Annotated in this window: 22 protein-coding genes; 10 read left to right on the top strand and 12 right to left on the bottom strand. The window is 73.1% G+C overall.

Going from position 1 to position 23,755, the window contains the following annotated elements:
- Positions 1–53 precede the first annotated feature (53 nt).
- A complete protein-coding gene (locus EUA93_RS05265; RefSeq protein WP_129399176.1) occupies positions 54–1,088 on the top strand; it encodes an LLM class flavin-dependent oxidoreductase in 1,035 nt (344 codons plus the stop codon).
- Between the two features lie 17 nt (positions 1,089–1,105).
- Here the strand turns inward: EUA93_RS05265 and EUA93_RS05260 are convergent, their stop codons facing one another.
- On the bottom strand, positions 1,106–1,501 hold the full coding sequence (locus tag EUA93_RS05260) for a low affinity iron permease family protein (protein WP_129399175.1): 396 nt from the start codon (positions 1,499–1,501) through the stop codon (positions 1,106–1,108).
- 172 nt (positions 1,502–1,673) lie between these two features.
- On the opposite strand from EUA93_RS05260, the gene EUA93_RS05255 reads away from it, so the two are divergent.
- Complete coding sequence (locus EUA93_RS05255) at positions 1,674–6,899, top strand: Ig-like domain-containing protein (protein ID WP_129399174.1); 5,226 nt, start codon at positions 1,674–1,676, stop codon at positions 6,897–6,899.
- A 20-nt stretch (positions 6,900–6,919) separates the two neighbouring features.
- Positions 6,920–7,387 carry an FxLYD domain-containing protein gene (locus EUA93_RS05250; protein ID WP_129399173.1) on the top strand — a complete coding sequence of 156 codons (468 nt, stop codon included), beginning with the start codon at positions 6,920–6,922 and terminating at the stop codon, positions 7,385–7,387.
- Between the two features lie 73 nt (positions 7,388–7,460).
- Here the strand turns inward: EUA93_RS05250 and EUA93_RS05245 are convergent, their stop codons facing one another.
- The 3 genes from EUA93_RS05245 to EUA93_RS05235 form a co-directional block, all read right to left on the bottom strand.
- Positions 7,461–9,878, bottom strand: a complete 2,418-nt coding sequence (locus EUA93_RS05245; protein WP_129399172.1) for an FtsX-like permease family protein — start codon at positions 9,876–9,878, stop codon at positions 7,461–7,463.
- Positions 9,878–10,627: an ABC transporter ATP-binding protein gene (locus EUA93_RS05240; RefSeq protein ID WP_129399171.1), complete on the bottom strand. Its 750-nt coding sequence runs from the start codon at positions 10,625–10,627 to the stop codon at positions 9,878–9,880. Before EUA93_RS05240 ends, EUA93_RS05245 begins: the two co-directional genes overlap by 1 nt.
- 176 nt (positions 10,628–10,803) lie before the next feature.
- A complete protein-coding gene (locus EUA93_RS05235) occupies positions 10,804–11,652 on the bottom strand; it encodes an NmrA family NAD(P)-binding protein (RefSeq protein ID WP_129399170.1) in 849 nt (282 codons plus the stop codon).
- A gap of 93 nt (positions 11,653–11,745) precedes the next feature.
- Here EUA93_RS05235 and EUA93_RS05230 point away from each other — a divergent pair, with 93 nt between their 5' ends.
- A complete protein-coding gene (locus EUA93_RS05230; protein WP_129401092.1) occupies positions 11,746–12,450 on the top strand; it encodes a TetR/AcrR family transcriptional regulator in 705 nt (234 codons plus the stop codon).
- Between the two features lie 88 nt (positions 12,451–12,538).
- Here the strand turns inward: EUA93_RS05230 and EUA93_RS05225 are convergent, their stop codons facing one another.
- Positions 12,539–13,204, bottom strand: a complete 666-nt coding sequence (locus EUA93_RS05225; protein ID WP_129399169.1) for a response regulator — start codon at positions 13,202–13,204, stop codon at positions 12,539–12,541.
- Positions 13,201–14,370, bottom strand: a complete 1,170-nt coding sequence (locus tag EUA93_RS05220; protein WP_165355066.1) for a sensor histidine kinase — start codon at positions 14,368–14,370, stop codon at positions 13,201–13,203. Before EUA93_RS05220 ends, EUA93_RS05225 begins: the two co-directional genes overlap by 4 nt.
- Positions 14,371–14,461: 91 nt before the next feature.
- Between EUA93_RS05220 and EUA93_RS21480 the strand changes: the two genes are divergently transcribed.
- The 4 genes from EUA93_RS21480 to EUA93_RS05205 are packed head-to-tail and all read left to right on the top strand — an operon-like array spanning position 14,462 to position 16,734.
- Complete coding sequence (locus EUA93_RS21480; RefSeq protein WP_165354369.1) at positions 14,462–14,614, top strand: Sp36 family protein; 153 nt, start codon at positions 14,462–14,464, stop codon at positions 14,612–14,614.
- Between the two features lies 1 nt (position 14,615).
- Entirely contained in the window at positions 14,616–15,071 is a 456-nt protein-coding gene (locus tag EUA93_RS05215) for a RidA family protein (protein WP_129399167.1), read from the top strand.
- On the top strand, positions 15,071–15,931 hold the full coding sequence (locus EUA93_RS05210) for an NUDIX hydrolase (protein WP_129399166.1): 861 nt from the start codon (positions 15,071–15,073) through the stop codon (positions 15,929–15,931). Before EUA93_RS05215 ends, EUA93_RS05210 begins: the two co-directional genes overlap by 1 nt.
- A complete protein-coding gene (locus tag EUA93_RS05205; protein WP_129399165.1) occupies positions 15,928–16,734 on the top strand; it encodes an MBL fold metallo-hydrolase in 807 nt (268 codons plus the stop codon). Before EUA93_RS05210 ends, EUA93_RS05205 begins: the two co-directional genes overlap by 4 nt.
- Here the strand turns inward: EUA93_RS05205 and EUA93_RS05200 are convergent.
- A complete protein-coding gene (locus EUA93_RS05200; RefSeq protein ID WP_129399164.1) occupies positions 16,716–17,285 on the bottom strand; it encodes a hypothetical protein in 570 nt (189 codons plus the stop codon). The two genes, EUA93_RS05205 and EUA93_RS05200, sit on opposite strands and share 19 nt — an antisense overlap.
- 110 nt (positions 17,286–17,395) lie before the next feature.
- On the opposite strand from EUA93_RS05200, the gene EUA93_RS21760 reads away from it, so the two are divergent.
- Both EUA93_RS21760 and EUA93_RS05190 read left to right on the top strand, forming a co-directional pair.
- A complete protein-coding gene (locus tag EUA93_RS21760; protein ID WP_242497246.1) occupies positions 17,396–18,790 on the top strand; it encodes a helix-turn-helix domain-containing protein in 1,395 nt (464 codons plus the stop codon).
- A 10-nt stretch (positions 18,791–18,800) separates the two neighbouring features.
- Positions 18,801–19,337 carry a TIGR03086 family metal-binding protein gene (locus EUA93_RS05190; protein ID WP_129399163.1) on the top strand — a complete coding sequence of 179 codons (537 nt, stop codon included), beginning with the start codon at positions 18,801–18,803 and terminating at the stop codon, positions 19,335–19,337.
- A gap of 30 nt (positions 19,338–19,367) precedes the next feature.
- Here the strand turns inward: EUA93_RS05190 and EUA93_RS05185 are convergent, their stop codons facing one another.
- The 5 genes from EUA93_RS05185 to EUA93_RS05165 all read right to left on the bottom strand — a co-directional run bounded on the left by EUA93_RS05185 (position 19,368) and on the right by EUA93_RS05165 (position 23,607).
- Positions 19,368–20,648: a hypothetical protein gene (locus EUA93_RS05185; RefSeq protein ID WP_129399162.1), complete on the bottom strand. Its 1,281-nt coding sequence runs from the start codon at positions 20,646–20,648 to the stop codon at positions 19,368–19,370.
- Between the two features lie 61 nt (positions 20,649–20,709).
- Positions 20,710–21,210: a SigE family RNA polymerase sigma factor gene (locus EUA93_RS05180; protein WP_207208605.1), complete on the bottom strand. Its 501-nt coding sequence runs from the start codon at positions 21,208–21,210 to the stop codon at positions 20,710–20,712.
- Between the two features lie 89 nt (positions 21,211–21,299).
- Positions 21,300–22,364 carry a hypothetical protein gene (locus EUA93_RS05175; RefSeq protein WP_129399161.1) on the bottom strand — a complete coding sequence of 355 codons (1,065 nt, stop codon included), beginning with the start codon at positions 22,362–22,364 and terminating at the stop codon, positions 21,300–21,302.
- Complete coding sequence (locus tag EUA93_RS05170; RefSeq protein ID WP_129399160.1) at positions 22,361–22,852, bottom strand: SigE family RNA polymerase sigma factor; 492 nt, start codon at positions 22,850–22,852, stop codon at positions 22,361–22,363. Before EUA93_RS05170 ends, EUA93_RS05175 begins: the two co-directional genes overlap by 4 nt.
- Before the next feature lie 77 nt (positions 22,853–22,929).
- Positions 22,930–23,607: a Crp/Fnr family transcriptional regulator gene (locus EUA93_RS05165; RefSeq protein WP_090968825.1), complete on the bottom strand. Its 678-nt coding sequence runs from the start codon at positions 23,605–23,607 to the stop codon at positions 22,930–22,932.
- Positions 23,608–23,755: the final 148 nt, after the last annotated feature.

Below are 23,755 nucleotides of genomic sequence, written 5' to 3'. Positions count from 1 at the left end.
GTGCACCTGAGGTCAATCGGAATAACGGTGACGTGCGCGACGCTGTGACGACAGTGACTGCTCTCTCCGTGCTCGACCTCGTGCCCGTCCGCAGCGACCAGACCACCGGCGACGCCATCGCCGCTTCGCGCAGCCTGGCGCAGGTCGCCGACGAGGCGGGCTACACCCGCTATTGGATCGCCGAGCACCACAACATGCCCGCGGTCGCCGCGACGAACCCGCCGGTCCTGATCGCGATGCTCGCCGCGGCCACCTCGCGCATCAAGGTCGGCTCCGGCGGGGTCATGCTGCCGAACCACGCGCCGCTGGTGGTGGCCGAGCAGTTCGCCCTGCTCGAGGCGGCCTATCCCGGGCGCATCGACCTCGGCATCGGCCGCGCACCCGGCACCGACCCGCTCACCAGGTACGTCCTGCGCGGCGGCAGCGCGGAGTCGGCGGACGAGGCGGTCAGCAAGTTCCCCGACTACGTCGAGGACATCCGCACGCTGATGACGAGTGACGGCGTCGAGCTGCAGATCGGGCCGCGACGCCAGCCGTTGCGCGCGACCCCGTCCGCCCGCTCGGTCGCCGACATCTGGCTGCTCGGCTCGTCGGACTACTCCGCGCGGCTGGCTGCCGAGAAGGGGCTGCCGTACGTCTTCGCGCACCACTTCCAGGGCGAGGGGACCGGGGTCGCGCTCGACCTCTACCGCTCGTCGTACCGGCCCTCCCCGGAGTACCCCGAGCCCCGGACCTTCCTCACCGTCAACGCCGTCGTCGCCGAGACCGAGGAGGAGGCGCGTCGCCAGGCGCTGCCCAACATCCAGATGATGCTGGCGCTCCGCACCGGGGCCCCGCTGCTGCCGCAGCGGCTGGTCGAGGAGGCTGAGGCGGTCGAGATGACCCCGGACCAGCGGGCCTTCGGGCAGGCGATGGCGGCTCGCTGGGTGGTGGGTGACCCCGAGCAGGCGCGCAAGCAGCTCGCCGAGCTCGCGGGGGAGTACGGCGTCGACGAGGTGATGGTGCACCCGGTCGCCGGTGCGCACGCGGGCACCGACGCCACGGCGTCGCCCAACCGCGAGACGACGCTGCGCCTCCTCGCCGTCTGACCCTCCGGGGCAGGGGGCTAGTGCCGCTCCTCCAGGCCGACGGCCTCGCGCAGGTTCTCGGCCGCCTCCCGCAGCTCGGGGTCGTCGGCCGCCCGTGAGTCCATGAGCGCGGCGAGCGCCTCGGCGATCACGTTGAGCTTCTCCTGCTGGGCCTCGCTGTTGCGGCGCCCGGCGTTCTCCAGCAGCACCAGCAGGAGCAGCGACAGCACCGCTCCGAAGGTGTGGATGGCCAGCTCCCACTTCGTCGTGCTCTTCCAGAGCGGGAAGCTCGCCGCCCAGATCACGACGACCGCGACGCAGACGGCGAAGAACGGCGCCCGGCTGATCACGCCGGTGGCCACCTCGACGAACCTCTCGAACGGGTCGAGCCCGTCCTGCCGCTCGCGGCTCTCGGCCGCCTCCTTGCGCTCCATGGCGGGAGGCTAGACCGTGGGGCGCGCGCTTCGCGGCTCCGGCGTGACCCAGGCCTCTCTCAAGTTCTTCTCAAGCAGAGTTCAAGTGTTCACTGAATGCCTTTGGGTTGGCCGGGCAAAAGTCCCGCGGAACTGGTCCCGGGGCGCTCGGCGAAAGCGAACACACGGGGCAATGAGCTCGATCCTGCAGGCAGCCAATGGTGCACGTCCGCACACCAGGGGCGAGGTGGTCACCCGGGTGGGCGTCACCTTCGCGTTCGTCGCGAGCTCGATGGTCGCGGCCGTCGCCGTCGACACCGCGCTCGCTCCGGGCGCGAGCGCAGCGCCTGTGCCGATCGCGTCCGTCACGGTGGAGCCGGTCGTGACCCCGACTGCGACGGTGGCCACCACCGCGGGCAACCCGTGCAACGCCGGAGCAGTCGGCGGCACCTGTGGTGGCCCGGTCACCATGGAGTACGGCGTGGGGGACGCGCAGCGGCTGGTCGACTTCACCGTCGGCGGCGTGACCACGCGCGTGCTCCCGGGCGGCAACGACGGCAGCTACGTGGACCTGCTGCGCGTCGACAACGCCACCATCACCGGGGTCAAGGACCTGATCTTCGCCGCGCGCGCGAGCGCCGCGGCGCCGTTCAACCAGGTCGTGTCGTCCAACCCGGCCGGCCGCTCGATGCAGGACGTGGTCGGGACCAGCATCATCACCGAGGGCACCGACAACACCTTCGCCAACGCTGCCACGACGAACACCAACAACATCGAGCGGATCAGCTTCATGCGCTCGACGCCGATCTCGACCACCAACCCGACCGGCGCCGGGCTCGCGCTGCTCGAGCGCGGTGGGAACGACCCGTTCAAGGTGGCGGCCGTGACCGCGATCGACGGCCAGGGCCGACCCACCGCCTGGGGGCCGATCGTGTCCGTGCCCACGACCGCGTGGGGCACCGTGCGGGACAACATGCCGTCCACCGTGCTCAGCCGCACCGGCAACGAGGTCAACTACCGACCGACGGACGTCACCGGCGCCCAGCGCGTGGCCGGCGTCTACATCTCCCTCGCCGACCTCGGCGTGAGCGCCGGACAGCAGATCCGCGGCGTCTCCCTGCTGCCGAACGACGCCACCACTGCTGCGCAGGCCAGCCCGATCCTCACCACGGACGGCAGTGCCAACGGTGGCCTGGACCTGATCGGTGCCACCTTCGCCACCTCCAACACCCCCGTGGTGCAGGACCCGCCGACGGCCTCGACCGACCAGGGCGAGCCGGTGACGGTCACGGTGCCCTACCAGCCCGGTGACACCCTCACCACGATCGAGGAGATCCGCCTCGTGGCGCCCCCCGGCGGGACCGTCAACGGGGACGGCACCGTCGTCACCGTCCCGGGCGAGGGAGTGTTCACGCTCGACCCCGCGACTGCCGAGGTCACCTTCGCGCCGGCGCCCGGCTTCAGCGGCCCCGCCACGCCCGTCGACGTCGTCGTCACCGACAACCTCGGCGGCACCGGCACGGGCACCGTCACCGTCGACGTCGTGCCGGTCCTCGTCCCCGACACCACCACCGGACCCCGCGGCGTACCGCAGTCGATCGACCCGCTGGTCAACGACGGCATCCCGGGCGTGACCCTCGTCCCCGGGTCCCTCACCCTCATCGGCGCGAACGGCCAGCCGGCCACGACCGTCCAGGTGGGCCAGGGAACCTACGAGCTCGTCGGCGGCCAGATCGTCTTCACGCCCCTCCCCGGCTTCGTCGGGACCGCCACCCCGGTGACCTACCAGGTGCGCGACACCGACGACCACACGCTCCAGTCCACCTACACGCCGACCGTCGTCGCCGGCCCCCCGGTGGCGACCGACGACAGCACCAGCACGGCGTACGAGCGTCCGGTCGTGCTCGAGGGTGCCACCAACGACGACGCCGACGGCGCGAGCGTGACGATCCAGCCGGGTCGCACGGTCTTCACCAGCCCCGACGCGACCAACAACGGCAAGACCCTGACCACCGACGAGGGGACGTGGCAGGTCAACGGCGACGGCACCGTCACCTTCACGCCGGCGGACGGCTACTCCGGGACCACCGATCCGGTCGAGTACCGGGTCTACGACTCGGCCGACGGCACCGACACCGCCACCCTCGTGGTCACCGTGCGTCCGGGCCCGTCGGCCCAGCCGGACGAGGACACCACGCCCCAGGGCGTGGCGGTCACGCTCGCTCCGACGGTCCTCAGCAACGACACGCCCGGCCAGCCGGCCAGTGGCGGACCCGGCTCGTTCGACCTGCCGTCCTTCGTCTTCGTCCCGGGCGCCACTCCCGGCGGCGTGGTCAGCGACGGCGGCAAGACGCTCACGATCGACGGCCAGGGCGTCTTCACCATCGCGCCCGACGGGGCCGTCACCTTCGAGCCCGAGCCCGGCTTCCGCGGTGTGACCACGCCCGCGGCCTACACGGTCGACGACTCGGTCGGCAACCCGACCGGGTCGACGATCACGATCACGGTCGACCCTGTCGAGCCGGACGCGACCGACGACAGCGCCGCCACGGCCTTCAACACCGCGGTCGAGTTCGACTTCACCGGCAACGACGTTGCCGGCGACGTCGACGTGCCGATCGACGACGCGTCCGGCACGTTCGAGGCCGGCGACAACCCGGCGACCTGGACGATCACCAACGGCGGCAAGACCATCACGGTCCCCGGTCAGGGCTCGTTCACGCTGAACGACAGCGGCCGCGTCACCTTCACGCCCGAGGACGGGTACGACGGCACCACCTCCGCGGTGACCTACACGATCCGTGACGCCAACGGGACGCCGACCAAGGCAGACCTGCGGGTCACGGTGCGACCGGGCCCGAGTGCCGACGACGACGAGGCGACCACGCCGCAGAACGTCGACGTCAGGGTCGACGTGCTCGACGGTGACGTCCCCGGCCCGAACGCCGATGGCACACCCGGCTCGTGGGACACCGGCTCGGTGCGCTTCGTGCAGGCCGACCAGCCCGCCGGGGCCGTCGTGGGCAACGGGGGCAAGACCCTGACGGTGCCCGACGAGGGCGTCTACACCGTCAACCCCGACGGCACGATCACCTTCGACCCGGAGCCGGACTTCCGCGCAGACGCGACCCCGGTCGTCTACACGGTGACCGACAGCCACGGCAACGACGCCTCGGCCGAGCTGGCGATCACGGTGACGGGCATCGACCCGGTCGCCAACGACGACGCGGCCAGCACGCCGTTCAACGCCGCGGTGACCCTGCCGGGTGCGACCGACGACACCGCCGGCGCGACCACCGCGCCGCTGGTGCCGGGCCTCACGGTCTTCCCGGCCACCGGCCAGCCGGCCGGTGCCGTGGTCTCGACCGACGGCCGGACCATCACCGTCCCGACCCAGGGTGAGTACGTCATCCAGGCTGACGGTTCGGTGGAGTTCACGCCCGCGCCCGGCTACACCGGCACCACCACGCCGGTGACCTACCGGATCGAGGACAGCAACGGCACGACCGACACCGCCCAGCTGACCGTCACCGTCCGCCGCGGCCCGTCGGCCTCTCCGGACGACGACACCACGCCGCAGAACGTGGACGTCACCGTGCCGGTCCTCGACAACGACTCCGCGGGCCTCCTGGCCAACGGCGACCCGGGGTCCTTCGACCTCGGCTCGGTCGTCTTCCCGACGTCCGGACAGCCTGTCGGAGCGACCGTGTCGCCGAACGGCAAGACCCTGACGGTGCCCGGCGAGGGCGTCTACACGGTCAACGCCGACGGCACGATCACCTTCGACCCGGAGGACGCGTTCACGGGTCCGGCCAGCGCGGTGACCTACGCCGTGACCGACCAGGCCGGCAACGAGGTCTCCTCGACGCTCGTCATCACGGTCGCACCGGTCGTCCCCGTGGCCACCGACGACTCCGCCAGCACGCCGTTCAACACCCCGGTGACCCTGCCGGGCGTCACGAACGGCGCTGCCGGCGCCGCCTCGGCCCCGCTGGTGCCCGGCCAGACAGTCTTCACGACGGCCGGCCAGCCTGCCGGTGCCACGGTCTCGCCCGACGGGAAGACGATCGCGGTCCCGGGTCAGGGCACGTGGACGATCCTCGCCGACGGCTCGGTCACCTTCACGCCCGTCGCCGGCTTCACCGGCGTCACCAGCCCGGTGACGTACCGGATCGAGGACAGCAACGGCACCACCGACACCGCGCAGCTCACGGTGACGGTGCGGCCGGCGCCGCGCGCGGTCGGCGACACGGGCACGACGCCGCAGAACGTGGACCTCACCGTCCAGGTCCTCGGCAACGACGTGCCCGGCGCGAACGCCGACGGCAGCGCCGGCTCGTGGGTCGCCGCCTCGGTGGTCTTCACGACGGCCGGCCAGCCTGCCGGCTCGACGGTCTCGGCCGACGGCAAGACCCTGACGGTGCCCGACCAGGGCACCTACACGGTCAACGCCGACGGCTCGATCACCTTCGACCCGCTGCCTGCCTTCGCCGGCATCGCGAGCCCGGTGACGTACGCCGTCGCCGACAGCCACGGCAACCAGGTGACCGCGACGCTGACGATCACCGTCACGCCCGTGGCGCCGACGGCGGTGGACGACCGGGCGACCACGCCGCACCACACCCCGGTGCTGATCGACGTGCTCCGCAACGACACCCCGGGCTCCGTCTCCGCCGCCTTCGACCCGTCGACGCTGCGCCTGGTCGACCCGGCCACGGGCCGGCCCGCGACCACGGTGATCGTGCCCGGTGAGGGCGTGTGGACCGTCGTCGACGGCCAGGTCCGCTTCGAGCCGGAGAAGGGCTTCACCGGCACGGCCTCGCCGATCGACTACACCGTGTCCGACGTCAACGGCACCCAGGTCACCGCGACGATCACGGTCGTCGTCGGTCCGATCGGCAAGGCGAAGCCCGACAAGGACCAGACCACGCCCACCACGCCGGTGACGGTCGACGTCCTGGACAACGACCAGTCCGCCCCGGGCGAGGAGCTGGAGCCCGGCTCCGTCTGCCTGCTCACCGGTACGGCCAGCGGCAAGGTCGCGGCCGGGTCCTCCGCGGCGAGGTGCGTGAAGGAGCACACCCTCGACGGGGTCGGCACGTGGGTGGTCAACGCCGACGGCACCATCACCTTCACCCCGGTCAAGGGCTACACCGGCACGGCGTCGATCGACTACACGGTCACCGACTCCGCTGACAACGTCTACCAGTCGACGCTCACCGTCTCGGTGAAGGGCGACCCGGACGTGGCCGACAACCAGGGCAACGGCGGGAACGGCGACGACGGCGGGAACGGGCAGGACCTGCCCGACACCGGCGGGCCGCAGGTCCTCCTGGTCTGGACGGCGCTGGGCCTGCTGCTCGCGGGCGCGGCCCTCGTCCTGACCGGTCGCCGTCGCCGCCAGCCGCGACGGCACTGACACCCGGGGAGCGCACCTCGATGGACGAGCACCGCACGTCCACCCGCAGCGCCGCGCTGCTGAGTGCGCTGGCGTTGACGCTGCTGGCCGCCTGCTCGGGCAGCCCCGAGCCCTCGCCGTCCGCGGAGGGGTCGGGGGAGGGGTCGGGGGAGGGGTCGGGGGAGCCGTCGGCCGCGGCGGAGGCGACCCCCGTGTCGGCGACCCTGCAGGACCGGTCGAACGCCCTCAACCACCTGAGGATCACCGCCTGCCCGTCGGGTGGCGGCGAGCTCGAGGCGACGGGAACCGTCCGCAACCGCGGCCGGGAGGCGGCCGACTACGTCGTCACCGTGAGCTGGCTCGACGAGGACGGCTCGGTCGTCGAGTCCGTCGAGACGACGGTCGAGGACGTGCGGCCCGCCACCAACGCTCCGTGGAGCGCGTCGGCGACGCTCGACGAGCCCGCCGGGAGCTGTACGACGACGCTGTCGCGCGGCGCGCTCCCCTGAGCAAGCCGCCGGCACCGCGCGCACCCCGAGGCCCCGGACCCTCCCCCGTGGAGGTCCGGGGCCTCGCGCGTGGTCAGTCGAGCGCCAGGCCTGCGGCCGGCGTGACCCGTGCGGCCTTGCGGGCCGGTACGACGCACGCGGCCAGGCCGGCGAGCGCAGCGACCACCACGACGGTGGCCAGCTGCAGCACCGGGACGGTCAGTCCGGCGTCCTCGACGACCGTGCCGACCATGACCTTCACCCCGACCCACGCGAACACCAGCCCCAGCGTCGTACCGATCAGGGTGGCGACCGACGACAGCAGCAGTCCCTCGACCGCCATCGCCCGACGCAGCTGCGAGCGGGTCAGGCCCATCGCTCGGAGCAGCGCGTTCTCGCGCCCCCGCTCGAGCACGGACGCGCCCAGCGTGTTGGCGATGCCGACCAGCGCGATGACGATCGCGATGGCGAGCAGCCCGACGACGGCGCCGGTGAGGATGTCGACCTGGAGGTCGACCCAGGTGCGGTTGCTGTAGCCCCCGTCGATGCCCGCCCCGGACGCCCCGGCCAGGGCGGCGAGGTCTCCGCGGAGGTCCTCGGCGTCGGCGCCGTCGCCCGCGCGGACCCAGATCGCGGTCGGCTGCGGGGCGGGGTCGAGCGCCGCGAGCGTGGCTGCCGAGACGATGCCCGAGCGGCCCCAGCCGCTGGACAGCTCGACCCGGAGCGTGCGCTCGCGACCGCCCACGGTGATCGTCGCCTGCTCGTCGTCCCAGACCTGGTCGCCCAGCTTCGTCGGAAGCTCGTTGACGACGTCGTACGGCAGCACGAGCACGCCGTCGTCCGGCACCAGGTCATCGGTGCCGCGGACGACGCCGGGCTCCTGGGTGGCGCCGACGACGGGGAACGAGACCTTGCCGATGGTGGCCGTGGTGCCTGCGAGCGAGGCAATGGAGGCGACCCCGTCGACCGCCTCGGTGCGGCTGGCGAGGTCCGCGTCGAGCGGCCGGTCGACGGCGGTGATCGAGGCGTCGACGGGGTAGTCGTCGTCCATCTCCCGGGTGATCTCGGTGCGCGACGAGGCGAGCCCGGTGAGCACCGCGGTCGTGAGGGTGACGCCGACGAGCAGCGACGCGGCGGTGGTCGCCGTACGCCGCGGGTTGCGCACCGCGTTGCCTGTCGCGAGCTGCCGGACGGGCCCGGAGCCGGACACCCGGCCGACGAGCCGGATCAGCGCGGGCACCAGGACCGGGCCGAGCAGCAGCACGCCGAGGAAGGACATCGCGCCGCCGCCGAGCATGACCGGCACGGTGTGGGTGCCGATCGACACGGCCATCAGGAGGGCGCCGGCGAGGAGGAACAGCGCGGCGAGCGCCAGCCGGAGGCGCCCGGCCGTGGAGCGTACGTCGACGCCGGTGTCGGGCCGGAGCGCGGCCAGCGGGGCGACCTTCGTGGCCGCGCGGGTCGGGAGCCAGGCCGCGGCGAGGGCGACGACGACTCCGACGGCGAGCGCGGCACCGGTCCACCTCGGGTCGATCGCGGCGGCCCCCATGTCGGCGTACCAGTGGTGCACGAGCGCGACCAGGCCGTAGCCGAGGGCGGTGCCGACGAGGATGCCGACCACCGACGCGACGACGCCCATGGCCAGTGCCTCGAGGCGGATCGCGCGACGGAGCTGGCGGCGGGTCACACCCACGCAGCGGAGCAGGGCGAAGTCGCGCTGGCGCTGGGCGAAGAGGATCGCGAACGTGTTGGCGATGACGAGCACGCCGACGAACAGCGCGATGAAGACGAAGACCAGCGCCATGATCGCGATGACGTCGACGCCGCGGGAGATCTCGGCCTGCCTGGCGGCGACCCACGTCTCGGCGGACTCGATCGTCGCTCCGGGCGCGACCTCGGCGGCGAGGTCGGTGGAGCCGCCCCACGCGACTGCGTCGACCCACAGGGTGGAGTCGCGGAAGCCCTCCAGCGTCGACCACGGGACGTAGAGGGACGAGCTCGCGCCCGCCGGGCTGTCGACGAGCCCGACGACCTCCACGTCCGTCGCGAGGTCGCCGGTCCCGATGCGCAGCGTGTCACCGACCTCGACGCCCGTGCTCTTGGCGGCGTTGGCGTCGGCGAGGGCCTCGCCGGCCGCGGCCGGGAAGCGGCCGGCCTCGAGCTCCTGCCACTGAAGGGCGGGGTCGAGGGAGACCTCGGAGACGTCGGCGGCGGGCGCGAGCTCGACGCCGTCGCGGGAGACCGGCTCCATGGCGTAGCCGATCACGAGGGAGGGGACGTCGCGCTCGGCGGCGGTGTCGAGGAGCCGGGCGCCCTCGCGTGAGTCGTGGATCGTGACGACGTGGTCGAGCCCGGCGACCGGGGCGCCGACGTCGGCGGTCAGCCCGGATCGCGTGGCCCCGGTGAGCATGCCGGTGACGACGACGAACGCGACCCCGATGATCACGGCGAGCGACGCGGCGACGTACCTCCGGGTGTGGTGGCGCAACGAGGCGGTCAGCACGGTGCGCATCAGGCGGTCCGCCCACGCAGCGCGGTGACGAGATCGTCCTGGCCGGGGTCGGTGAGGTGCGCGGTGACCGTGCCGTCGTGGATGACGACGACGTCGTCCGCGTACGCCGCTGCGTCGAGCTCGTGGGTCACCATCACGACCGTCATCCCGAGCTCGCGGACCGAGCGGCGCAGGTGGCCCAGGACCTCGGCGCTGGCCTCGCTGTCGAGGTTGCCGGTCGGCTCGTCGGCGAAGACGATGTCGGGCTGCGTGACCAGTGCGCGGGCGATCGCGACGCGCTGCTGCTGGCCGCCGGAGAGCTGGCTGGGCAGGTGGCCGAGCCGGTCGGCGAGGCCGAGGACGCCGACGACCTGGTCGTAGCGGGCGCGGTCGACCGCGCGGCCGGCGAGCTCGAGCGGGAGCAGGATGTTCTGGCCGGCGGTGAGCATCGGGAGCAGGTTGAAGGCCTGGAAGACGAAGCCGATGTGCTCGCGGCGGAAGAGGGTGAGGGCGGTGTCGTCGAGGCCGGCGAGGTCGCGGCCCGCGACGCTCACGCTGCCGTCGGTCGCGACGTCGAGGCCGGCGAGGCAGTGCATCAGCGTGGACTTGCCCGAACCGCTCGGGCCCATGATCGCGGTGAAGCGGCCGGCCGGGACGTCGAGGTCGACGCCGCGCAGGGCGTGCACGGTGCTGTCGCCGCTGCCGTAGGTGCGGGTGAGGCCGCGCGCGCTGGCGGCGGTGCTGGTCGTCGTTCCGAGTGTGGTCGTCATGGGGACAACGCTCGTCGGTCCCGGCCCCGCGGTCGTCGGCCCCCGGCACGGACGTCGGCTCGGTCCGGGGTGCCACCTCGCGTGGTCGTCGTACGACCCCAGGAGGACCTGCCACCTGAGGACGTGGCGTACGTCGATCGGCCACCCGGGCGTACGCCCCGTCCTCAGGTGTCGGGTCAGGGCGCGGCGAGTGCCTCCGTCGCGCTGCGGGGCTCGCGGCCGAGGAGCTCGCCGAGCAGCGGGTCGGTGCCGGCGAAGAAGCCGGCCTGGGCGGCGCGGTAGAAGCCCAGCAGGAAGCCCGACATCTGCTCGGGGACACCCGCGGCCGCCTGGGCGGCGAGCCACTCGGCCTCGGTCAGGACCCGGCTGGTGATCGTGCGACCGACCAGCTCGGACGCGGTGTCCGCGATCTCGGCGAACGTCGGCGCGGCGGGGGCGGTCAGCGTCACCGGGCCGTCGTGGGCGCCGTCGGAGAGCAGCACGGCGGCGGCTGCCTCGGCGGCGTCCTCGCGCGCCGTCCACGACACGGGTCCGTCGCCCGGGACCGCGATCACGCCGGTCTCGCGCCAGGGCCCGGCCAGCCACTGGAGGCTGTGCGCGTAGAAGCCGTAGCGCAGCGACGTCCACGGGACGCCCGACCCGGCCAGGAGCTGCTCGGTGGCGAAGTGGACCTCGCCCGGGTGGAACGGGTTGTCCGGCGCGGCCGCCTGGTGGCTGGTGTAGAGGACCCGCCCGACCCCAGCGGCGACGGCCGCGTCGATCGCGCTGCGGTGGAGCTCGACCGTGTCGGCGGTGCGGTCGTTGGACGAGACCAGGAGGAGCTGGTCGGCACCGTCGTAGGCCGCGGGCAGCGAGGCTGGGTCGGCGTAGTCGCCCCGCCTGACCTCGACGCCGAGACGGGCGAACCGGTCGGCCTTCGCGACGTCGCGCGCCACCACGACGAGGTCGCTGGCAGGCAGGTGCTGGAGGAGGTGGTCGACGGTGGCGCCGTTGAGGGCGCCGGTGGCACCGGTGACGAAGATCATTGTTAGGTCCTTGATGTTAGCAGTGATAACAGATCGAGCGTAGATCGCCGGACCGTGTTATCAAGTCGCCGTTATCCTTGATCGGTGGTTGCCATGCAGAAGACCCGCACCGACACCCGCGACGCGATCGTCGAGGCGGCGAGCCGGCTGCTCCACGAGGGTGGGCCTGCCGCGATGACCACCCGCGGAGTGGCCGAGCTCGCCCACGTGCAGGCGCCCACGATCTACCGCCTCTTCGGTGACAAGGACGGGCTCCTCGAGGCGGTCGCCGAGCACGTGATGGCCGGCTTCGTGGCCGACAAGTCCGCCGTCATGGCTGCGGCCGCCGAGGCCGACGTCGACCCCGTCGACGACCTGCGGGAGAGCTGGCGCCGGCAGATCGAGTTCGGCCTCGCCAACCCGGCCGTCTTCCGGCTGCTGAGCGACCCGGACCGCGTCGCGGGGTCGCCGGCGGCGCGCGTGGGCCGCGAGGTCCTCGTCTCGCGGGTGCGCCGGGTGGCCGTCGCCGGTCGGCTGCTGGTGCCCGAGGCGCGCGCCGTCGCGCTCATCCAGGCGGCGGGCGTCGGTGCGATCCACTCGCTCCTCGCGACGCCTGCCGAGGAGCGGGACCCGGCCCTGGGCGAGGACATGATGGAGGCGGTCCTGGCCTCGATCCTGACCGACGCCCCGATCGACCCGTCGGGTGGTCCGGTCGCTGCGGCCATCGCGTTGCGGGCCGCCGCTCCCGACCTCGAGGCCCTGAGCCCGCCCGAGCGGGTGCTGCTCGGCGAGTGGCTCGACCGGGTCGTGGGCGGCTGACCTTTGCACCCGAGTCTCCCGCTTCGGCACCCAGATCTCGGCCGACAACCGGGGCGGTCACCGGATATCCGGTGACTCCCTGGCGCGGTCAGGCCCTCACGAGCCCCGACTCGTAGCCGAGCACGACCAGCTGGACGCGGTCGCGGGATCCGGTCTTGGCGAGGATCCGGCCGACGTGGGTCTTGACGGTCGTCTCGGCGACGACGAGGTCGGCGGCGATCTCGGTGTTCGTACGACCGCGCGCGATGAGGGTGAGCACCTCGACCTCGCGCTCGGTGAGCAGCGCGAGCCGGTCGTCGGTGGCGGGTGCCGCGGGGTCGGGGAGCGCGGCGAAGTGGTCGAGCAGCCGGCGGGTGGTGCTGGGCGCGACCACGGCGTCGCCGGCGACCACGGAGCGGATCGCGCCGAGCAGGTCGGGCGGCGCGGCGTCCTTGAGGAGGAAGGCGGAGGCGCCGGCGCGGATGGCGGCGAAGGCGTACTCGTCGAGGTCGAAGGTGGTCAGCACGATGACCCGCGGCGGCGCGTCGGTCGCCAGCAGTCGCCGAGTGGTCTCGACGCCGTCGAGGCGCGGCATCCGGACGTCCATCAGCACCACGTCGGCGGACGTCACGGCGAGCTGTGACAGGGCCTCGCCACCGTCGCCGGCCTCGCCCACGACGGTCATGTCGTCCTGGCTCTCGACGAGCATCCGGAAGCCCGCCCGCACCATCTGCTGGTCGTCGACGAGGAAGACGCGGATCGCTGGGTCGCTCACAGCGGCAGCCTCGCACGCACGACGTACCCGCCCCCGGTCGACGGTCCGGCCGTGACCGATCCACCGTGAGCCGCGGCCCGCTCGCGCATGCCGACCAGGCCGAGGCCGTGCCCGTCGGAGTCGGCGGCGGCCCCCCGGCCGTCGTCGCGCACCTCGACGTCGACCTCGCGGCCCACCCCCAGGCGGAGGTGGACCGACGCCGAGGGCCCGGCGTGCTTGCGGACGTTGGTGAGCGCCTCCTGGACGATGCGGTACGCCGCCAGCCCGACGCCGTCGGGCACCTCGGGCAGCGTGTCCGGCAGGTCGGCCTCGACCCGCATCCCGGCGGCGCGCGCCTCGTCGACCAGGTGGCGTACGTCCTCCAGCGCGGGCTGTGGCACCACACCCGTGTCGCCGTCGCGGAGCAGCCCCAGCAGTCGGCGCATCTCCGCGAGCGCGCTGCGCCCGGTGGTGGAGATCGTCTCGAGCGTCCCGACGGCCACGGACGGGTCCTTGGCCGCGGCGTAGCGGGCACCGTCGGCCTGGATCACGATGACGGACAGGCCGTGGGCGACCACGTCGTGCATCTCGCGCGCGATCCGGGAGCGCTCGTCACGGGCGGCCAGCTCCACCTCGCGCTCGGCCATCCGCTCGGCCTGCTCGGCGCGGGCGAGGAGGGAGGCGACGTACCGCTCCCGCTCCTGCGCGGCGAAGCCGAGCGCCCAGGCGGCGGTCACGATCGCGCCGATGGTCACGGTGTAGGGGATGAGCGCGGCCGGGGACAGGCTGCTGCCGAAGCCGATCAGCCACCGGACCGCGGCGACCAGCGCGCCGGCGTACCCCACGAGGAGCGCAGCGACACCGCGCGACCGCGACGACCAGCGCGCCACGGAGTAGACGGCGATGGGGAAGGCCAGCTGCCCGACGGTCGGCTCGCCGACCACGACGGCCTGCAGGGCGCTGGACGTGGCCACGGCGACGAAGGCCGGCCAGGGGTGCGTACGACGCCATGCCAGCGGCACCACCTCGAGGAGCGTGAACCACGCGGACGCGGCCTGCCCGGACAGCACGTGGCCCAGCCCGAGCACCAGCAGTCCGCCGACGAGCAACCGGTCGAGCCACTGCCGTCCGTGCACGCCGAGGCGCCACGGGTGCTGGTCGATCGCGGACGGCCCGACTGCTGGCATGGGGCGAAGGCTAGACGGCGCGCGGGTGCCGCGCGTCGGACCACGGGAGGACGTCGGAGGGGCCACGTCCGGCCCGAGTAGGGTGCGATCCATGACCCAGTGGGAATACCAGGTGGCGCCGATTCCGCTCCACAACGAAGCGCTGATGCTCAACAACTTCGGCCAGGACGGCTGGGAGCTGGTGGCCATCCACACCAACGCCCAGGGCGGCCTGGTCGCCTTCCTGAAGAAGCAGAAGGCCTGACGTGGGCGCGGAGGCCAGGCTCGCCGAGCTCGGCATCACGATCCCCGAGGTCGTCCCGCCGGTCGCGGCCTACCAGCCCACCGCCCGCACGGGGAACCTCGTCTTCACCTCCGGCCAGCTGCCCGCCAAGGACGGCGAGATGCTCGCCATCGGCAAGGTCGGCGGCGAGGTCACCGAGGAGGAGGGCTACGCGTGCGCCCGCCAGTGCGCGCTCAACGCGCTCGCCGCGGTGAAGGCCGAGATCGGGTCGCTGGACCACGTCAAGCGCGTGGTCAAGGTCGTCGCGTTCGTCGCCTCCACCAGCGACTTCACCGGCCAGCCGCGGGTCGCCAACGGCGCCTCCGAGCTGCTCGGCGAGGTCTTCGGCGAGGCCGGCAAGCACGCCCGGTCCGCCGTCGGCGTGCCGGTGCTCCCGCTCGACGTCCCCGTCGAGGTCGAGATCATCGTCGAGGTCTGATGCAGCGGCTCCCGCTGCCCGACGCCCTCGTCACCCAGGCGCGGTCGTACGCCGCCGGCGACGCCACGCCGGCGGAGCCGCGCGATGCCGCGACGGTGGTGCTGATGCGCCCCGGTGCGGCGGGACCGGACGTCTACCTCCTGCGGCGGCAGACGTCGATGGCGTTCGCCGGCGGGATGTGCGTGTTTCCCGGCGGCGGGGTCGACCCCCGCGACTTCGACGACGAGCTCGTCGACCGCGGCCTCTGGGCCGGTCCCTCGCCCGCCGAGTGGGCGACCCGGCTCGGCTGCGACGAGCCCCGGGCACGCGCGCTCGTGTGCGCGGCGGTGCGCGAGACCTTCGAGGAGTCGTCGGTGCTGCTCGCCGGCGCGAGCCCGACCGAGGTCGTCGCCGACACCACCGGCGACGACTGGGAGGCCGACCGCGTCGCACTGGAGTCGCGCGAGCTGTCGCTCACCTCGTTCCTCGAGAAGCGCTCGCTGGTGCTCCGCACCGACCTGCTCGGCGCGTGGTCGGGGTGGCTGACACCGGTCTTCGAGCCGCGTCGCTACCGCACGTGGTTCTTCGTCGCGCTGCTCCCCGAGGGCCAGGTCACCCGCGACGTCTCGACCGAGTCGTCGTCGGTGATGTGGACCGGCGCGCTCGACGCCGTCGCCCAGGTCGAGGAGCAGCAGATCCTGATGCTCCCGCCGACCTGGCTGACCTGCCTGGAGGTCGGGCAGCACGCCGACCCTGCCGCCGTCCTCGACGACGCGCGGGGCCGCACGGTCGAGATGTTCATGCCCGAGGTCGTCGCCGACGGTGAGGAGTTCATCCTCTCCACGCCGCCGGCCTACGCCGCGCTGATGGCTGCTCGATGACCTCGTCGTCGCCCCGGTCGTCGCCCTGGTCGGGGGGCAGCTTCGGCGCCACCGGCACCTGCGTGCTGGCGCCCAACGCCAGCATCATGACCCTCGACGGCACCAACACGTGGGTGCTGCGCGACCCCGACTCGTCGCGGTCGGTCGTGGTCGACCCCGGCCCGTCGATCGACGCGCACCTGTCCGCGATCGACGCCGCGGCCGGTGACGTCTCGGTCGTCCTGCTGACGCACCACCACGCCGACCACAGCGAGGCGGCCCGCGAGTACGCCGAACGGCACGGGTGCGGCGTACGCGCCCTCGACCCGGACTACCGGCTCGGCTCCGAGGGCCTCGGCGAGGGTGACGTCATCTCCGTCGGCGGCCTCGAGGTGCACGTCGTCGCGACGCCGGGACACACGTCGGACTCGCTGTCCTTCGTCGTCCCGCAGGACCGGGCGGTGCTGACCGGCGACACCGTCCTCGGCCGCGGCACCACCGTCGTCGCGCACCCGGACGGCCAGCTGGGGGCGTACCTCTCCTCCCTCCAGCGGCTGCACGCGCTCTGCGGCGAGCAGGGCATCACCGCCGTCTGGCCCGGCCACGGCCCGGTCATAGACGACGCGCTGGGGGCGCTCGACTTCTACCTCGCGCATCGCGAGCAGCGGCTGGAGCAGGTGCGTGCGGCGCTGGCGACCCTCCCCGACGTCGACGACCCCGCGCGCGCGGTGGTCGAGATCGTGTACGCCGACGTCGACCCGGTGCTGTGGGGCGCGGCGGAGCTGTCGGTGCGCGCTCAGCTGGCCTACCTCGGTGAGGACTGACGGGTCCAGAGCAGGCTGCCGAAGGCCACGACCAGCACCACGTTGACCGGCACCGCGACGGCGGCGATGTTGCCGATGTGCGCGACCGGCCAGGCGACGATGGCGACGAGCACGAGCGCTGCCTGCCAGCGGTGGCCGAGCCGGGCGAGCGCGACGGCGACGAGCGCGAACGACAACGGGAAGAACAGCCCGAGCGGCTTGATGAGGTTGGCCGCGCCCGGCTGGTCGACGAGGGCGGTGTCGCCGAGCGAGAGGTGGATCGTGTCGAAGCCGTAGGCGACGTTGCCCGCGGCGCCGATCAGCCCGGTCAGCACGACGGCGGCGGCCAGGCGCGAACCGCGCGGCAGCCACGAGGCCACGGCGAGGACGACGAAGCCGTAGGCGATCGCGCCCAGCACGTGCAGCACGCCGGCGGTGGCGTCGTCCCACCCGCGGACGGCGTAGGTCGTGTCGGCGGCGAGGTAGAGCAGCGGGGCCACCGCGAGCGAGCCGTCGAGCAGGCGGTCGGTCGGGGTGGTCGTGGTCGCGGGTGTCGTCTCGGTGAGGGTCATGCCGTCCACGCTGGGCGCTGTCGCCGTGGAGCGGTACGGGGCTGACCCTGCCGTGAACATCAGGGAGAACCCTGTGTCCCGCGGCGTCGCCCGGTGCCACGATGAGCGGCATGACAGGCGGTCCACCCCGGCTCCCGCGCGGCCTCGTGCCGCTGCTGGTCGTGAGCGCGGTGGTCCTGCTCGTCACCTGGGGGCTGGCGCAGGGCGTCTGGCTGACCAACCTGCACAACGGCCTGCTCGCGCTGGCCTTCACGCTGGTCGGCGCCTACGTCCTGCACCAGCGCAGGAGCCACCCGGAGGGTGCCCTGCTGGTCGTGGCGGGAGCGGTGCAGGCGGTGATGTTCTGGGGCCGCCAGGTCGGGCACGCGGGCGACCCGACGTCCGTGCCCGTGCAGTGGGCCGCGTGGCTCGGGGTCTGGCCGATCGCGCTCGGGATCGGGCTGGTGACCCTCGCCGTCATCGCCTTCCCGGACGGGAGGATGCCGTCGCTTCGATGGCGCCCGGTGGTCGCCGTGGTCGCGGCGCTGACGATCACGTGCTCGACGCTGTCGCTGCTGTGGCCGGTGGAGTACGCCGCCGCAGGCCTGGCCGTCCCACACCCCTTCGCCGGACCCGCGCCCGACGGCGTGGCCACGCTGTGGTCGGCGCTGGCGCACCCGACGTACGTCCTGTGCCAGGTGCTCTGGCCCGTCGCGATCTGGCTGCGGTGGCGCGGCGCGAGCGGTGACGTACGACGCCAGCTCGCGTGGCTGCTGCTGGCCGCCGCAGTCGCGCTGACGGTCCTCGTGGTGGGCCTCGCGGGATGGCGTACGCCGACCCCCGGGCTGCTCGCCGTACCGCTCGTTCCACTCGTCGCCGGGTTGGCGATCGTGCACGGCCAGCACGCAGCGGCGTACGCAGCGCTCACGTGGCTGTCGCGCCGAGGGCCCGCGGCCGACGACCTGCCGACCGACCTGGCGCGCGCCACGTCGGAGGCGCTCGGCGCCCCGGCGTCGTTGTGGCTCGGTACGGCGGACCGGCTGCAGGTGGTCGGGACATGGCCGCCGACCGGCCTCGACCCCGAACCGGTCGCCGCCGCGGACCTGCCGGCCGCCTCGCGGCTGGTCGGGCTCTCGGGCTCCCGTGCCGGCGCCCTCGTCGTGGGGCGGACCGATCCGCTGTCGACCGCCGACGTCCGACTGCTCGACGACCTCGCGGCCCAGGCGGCCCTCGTGCTGGAGCACCTGACCCTGCGCGAGCTCGTCGAGGGCGAGCGACGGGCGGGCCACCTCGCGGGGCTCACGCCGCGCGAGCAGGAGGTGCTGGAGCTGATGGCCGAGGGGCTGTCCAACGCGGCGATCTGCGAGCGCCTGCACCTGTCGGTCAAGACGGTCGAGCCGGCCGTCGGCTCGGTCTTCGCCAAGCTCCGGTTGCAGCAGCAGCCCGACACGAACCGTCGGGTGCTGGCGGTGCTGGCCCACCTCCGCTCCGTGGAGGGCCTTGCGCCTGCCCGGACCGAGGAGTGAGGTGGGGTCCATGACCTCTTCCGTGGACACCCTCGAGGCGGCGCTCGACCAGGCCGGACGCGCGCTCGACGCCGTCGGCACCCACCAGCTCGACAACCCCAGCACCTGCGTCGGCTGGACGGTGCGCGAGCTCGCCTCGCACGTCGCGGCCTCGCCCGACCGCTTCGCGCAGATGGCGCGCGGGGAGGAGGTCGACTGGGCCGCCGATCCCGGCATCGCCGACGGCGAGCACGCCTCGAGGTTCCGCGCCTCGGCCGACGCGTTCCTCGCCGGCGTCCGTGGGCTGCCCGAGGAGCAGCAGGGGAGCGCGGCCTTCGCCGTCGCGGAGTACGCCGTCCACTCCTGGGACCTCGTCCACTCGACCGGGTCGGACGTCGAGCTCGACGACGCGGTCGCCGAGACCGCGCTCGCCACGATGCAGCAGGGGCTCACCGACGAGAACCGCTCGGGCGCCTTCGACCCCGAGGTCCCCCTGCCCGACGACGCGACGGCCTACGAGCGGCTCGTGGCGTTCGCCGGGCGCAACCCGCGGGCCTTCCCGGGCTGACCCGACCCGAGGCAGTCCAGTGCGTTCTGGCTACCCCAGCAGACGACGGAGGAGCCACCGCAGCGCCAGGAGTACGCCGATCGCTGCCGCGACGCCGAGGCCGATGATCCACGAGAGGTCGCGCTGGTCGCTGCCGAGCGGGTCGCCGAAGTCGTGGGTCAGCTGCTGGGACGAGGTGCCGTCGAGGTCGGGGATGAGGTCGACGGCGACCGAGATTGCTCGGTCGGGGATGTCGCGGGCGACGATCCGGTACGTCCACTCCGACTCGGGGGCGTTGGGAGCGGTGAGCAGCGCGAGGTGCGAGCCCTCGACGTACGAGCCGTCCGCTCCGTCGACCTGCGCCACCACCAGGGTGTCGCTGGCCCAGCCCAGAGGTCGCACGGACGCTCCGTCCGGGTACAGGTCAGTGGCGAGTGCGCGTTCCTCGAAGCGGCCGCCCATCAGGAAGTCGACCGCCGCGGTGTCCCCGTTGGACACCAGGGCGACGGCATCGCCCGAGGGCGAGGCCACCGCGGCCGAGTGACCTCGACGCCCGATGTCGACGGACGTGTCCTCGGACGTCTTGATCCGTTCGTGGACCCGGTCTTGCGACCACCGGCGAGGTCCTTGGGCATAGAAGGTGATGACGCCCTGGTCGTCCACCGCAGACCACTGCACCTGCTTCCCGATGACTGTCGTCTCCTGCCTCCCGGCACCGATCTGCGTCCGCGACACGTCGTCGTCGACGAACCAGGTGAGCCACTGGCCCGAGGGCGACCACGACAATCCCTCCGGGGTCAACGAGCCCACGGAACCACTGGACATGAGCCGCACCCGGCCGCTCGTGAGATCCAGGAGTGCGAATCCCTCGCGAGGGCGTCCCTCGGCATCGGACTCGATCGTCCAGGCGAGGGTGCTCCCGTCGGGGCTGACCGACACCAGTCCGTGATCCCAGCCCGTCAGGTCGAGCGCGTGGTAGCGCCCGTCGTCGGCCGTCACCACGACGGGGTGCCCGTCCGAGCCCGTGAACGCGACGGACACCCGACCCACGGCCAGATCTCCCTCCAGCGGGAGGTCGCCCGGGTCGTTGATCCGGCTCGGGATCGCGCCGCCGGGCACGACGTCGGTGGACGCCGTGCGCGCCTCGCGGTCGTCGGAGCCGAGCAGGACGGCGCTCCAGGTGACGGAGGCGATGATCGCGAGCACGGCGGCCACGACGAGGGCCTGACCACGGCGGCGGGAGGCCTGCCCGCGGGCCCAGAGGTCGTCGGCGACGGGGAGCGGCTCGGCGGAGTCGGCGAGCCGCTGGAGGGTGGCGCGGAGGTCGGTCATGCGGGGTCCCTGCGGCGTTGTTGGGAGGAGCGGAGCGGGGGACAAGAACGTCGTGGGGTGCTCATGCGTCTGCTCCGATCAGCTCGGCGAGCTCGGGCGCGAGCGTCCGCAGCCGGGCGAGGGCCTGGCGGGTGGTGGACTTGACCGTGCTGGTCGAGAGCCCGAGCGCACGTGCGGTCTCGACCTCGGTGAGGTCCTCGTAGAAGCGCAGCACCAGCACGGTGCGCTGCTTGGTGGTGAGGTGCCCGAGCGCCTCGTCGAGCGTCAGTCGCAGGTCGCTGTCGGGCGACGTGGACGCGCCGTCGTACGCACCCAGCGCCGTCTCGGCCACGTGGCGCCGACGCCGCCACCACGAGATGTTCTGGTGGTACATCGCCCGTCGCACGTAGGCCTCCGGCGAGGTGTGGATCCGTCGCCAGTGCTTCGCCGCCTGCAGCAGCGCGGCCTGCACCAGGTCCTGGGCGAGGTGGTGGTCGCCGGTCAGGAGGTACGCCGTCCGCGACAGCGCAGCCTGCCGTCCCGCCACGAACTCGGCGAAGCCCGCCTCGTCGTCAGTGATCACCGGTGTCACCTCCCCCGGAAAATAGTGGTGTACGACGTCAGACGCAGGCCAGCGTCGTGCCGGGTGGCACCAGGCCCGGGAAATCTCGGTCAGTCGCCGAAGTCGTGCGTGAGCTCCTGGTCGGGGTCGCCGGTGAGGTCGGGGACGAGGTCGACGGCGAAGGAGAGGGATGTGACGTCCGGGAGGTCCGGGAGGAACTCGCGCCACTGGGGGTCCGAGGCACCCGGGGACGTGAAGACGGCCAGGCGTGGTCGCTCGACCACGTCACTCGGGGGCGGGTCGATCATTGCGACGACGAGGTCCTCGTCGGCCCACCCGACCGGCGTGACGACGGCGCCGTCCGGGTAGAGCTCGGTGGGGAGCGGACGGTCGACCTCCTGGCCCCGGTCGATGCGCCGCTGTCGGTCAGGCGCGGACTCGAACGGAGCGGCGCTCACCTCACCCTGCGACGCCAGCGCGACCAAGTCGGCGCTCGGCGACGGGAAGCCGTAGGTCCCGTACCTCGTCATGTCGAAACCGGCGTACTCGGAAGGCCCGGTGACGTCGATATAGCCCCCCGCGGCCTCGCCGTCCGTGTCGCCGTTCCACATGAGGGTGGTCGAGTCCGTCCGCCACGCCAGGGAGGTGACCTCGGCGCCACGGCCCTGGTTGTGGGCGAAGGCGGTCGTCTCGCCGGTCGCGAGGTCGGCGAGGACGATCCGGTCGGTCGCCCCCGTCCAGGCCAGGCGCATCCCGTCGGGGGAGAGCGCGACGAGTGGATCGACCGACAGGGCGCGCTCCGGGTCGTCGTACGCGAACTGGTGGTAGTCCCCGTTCTCCGCTCCGATGAGGGTGATCCCGGCGCCGTTGTCGACGAAGGCCACCGATGCTCGGCCGCGAGGCACCTCCGACGTGAACGGCACGTTGGTCCTGTTGATCTCGCTGGGGAGCGCTCCGCCCGGCACCTCGGTGTCGGCCGTGCGGGCCTCGCGGTCGGGCTGCAGGGCGAGTGCCCCGACGCCGACGACCACCGCCAGGACGGCGAGGACGGCGGCTCCGCGGGTCACCTGTGAACGACGCCGCGCACGGCGGCCACGGTCCCAGGCGGAGGGGTCGGCGGTGAAGGTCTGGGTGCTCGCGAGGGCGTCGAGCTCCTCGCGCAGGTCGGTGCTCATGCGTCTGCTCCCACGAGGTCGGCGAGCTCGGGTGAAAGGTCGCGCAGGCGCTTGAGGGCCTGCCGCGACATGGACTTCACCGCGCCGCTGGAGATGCCCAGCGCGGCAGCGGTCTGGACCTCGGTGAGGTCCTCGAAGTAGCGCAGCACCAGCACGGTGCGCTGGCGCGGGGTGAGCCGGCGCAGGGCCTGCTCGAGGGTGAGCCGGATCGTCGGGTCGGCCGCGGCCACCGGGGCGTCGTACGACCCCAGCGAGGTCTCGGTGAGCTTGCGGCGTCGCCACCACGAGATGTTCTGGTGGTACATCGTGCGCCGGACGTAGGCCTCCGGCGAGGTGTCGATGCGCTCCCAGTGCTGGGCTGCCTTGGCGAGCGCGGCCTGCACGAGGTCCTCGGCCAGGTGGTGGTCACCCGTGAGGAGGTACGCCGTCCGCGCGAGGGCGGGGCCGCGCGCGTGGACGAACTGGTCGAACCCGGATCGATCGGTCATCAGGACCCCCTTCACCACTGATGACGCACAGATGCGTCGCGGCGGGGGTCAGGCCGTACGAGAAATCTCGAGCAGGGTCAGCGGGCGCGGCGCGAGAGGCGCTCGAGGTCCATGATCACCACGGAGCGGGGCTCCAGGCGCAGCCAGCCGCGCGAGGCGAAGTCGGCGAGCGCCTTGTTGACCGTCTCGCGGGAGGCGCCGACCAGCTGGGCGAGCTCCTCCTGGGTGAGGTCGTGGTGCACGTGGACGCCGTCGTCGGCGGTGCGGCCGAAGCGGTCGGCGAGGTCGAGCAGGGCCTTGGCGACCCGCCCCGGGACGTCGGAGAAGACCAGGTCGGCGACGACGTCGTTGGACTTGCGCAACCGCGAGGCGAGCTGAGAGAGGAGGCCGCGGGCGACCTGCGGACGGCCGTCGAGCCAGCGGAGGAGGTCGTCGTGCGACAGCGAGCCGAAGGTCGCGTCGGTCACCGCGGTGACGGTGGCCGAGCGCGGGCCCGGGTCGAAGAGGGAGAGCTCGCCGAACATCTGGCCGGGGCCCATGATCGCGAGGAGGTTCTCCCGGCCGTCGGAGGAGGAGCGGCCGAGCTTCACCTTGCCCTCGGTGACGATGTAGAGCTTGTCGCCCGAGTCGCCCTCGTGGAACAGGACGTCACCACGCCGCAGCGTCGTCTCGGCCATCGAGTTGCCCAGCGCGGTCGCTGCCTCGTCGTCGAGCGAGCTGAACAGCGGTGCCTGCCGGAGCACGTCGTTGTCCACGTTGTTCCTCCAAGTCGAGTGCGTCCCATGCGGTGCGGTCGGGATCGGCACGATCCTAGCCGTGTGCTGCCTCACAGGCGTGAATCTGCCCACTGAACCTCCGTGTGCCGCGGGCTGAGCCGGTGTCGGAGCCGGACCGTAGGCTGGG

Origin of the sequence: Nocardioides oleivorans, from assembly GCF_004137255.1 — a bacterium.
Lineage (GTDB): Bacteria > Actinomycetota > Actinomycetes > Propionibacteriales > Nocardioidaceae > Nocardioides > Nocardioides oleivorans.
Note: the sequence above shows the minus strand (reverse complement) of the source record. Positions and strands in the feature narration are given on the sequence as shown.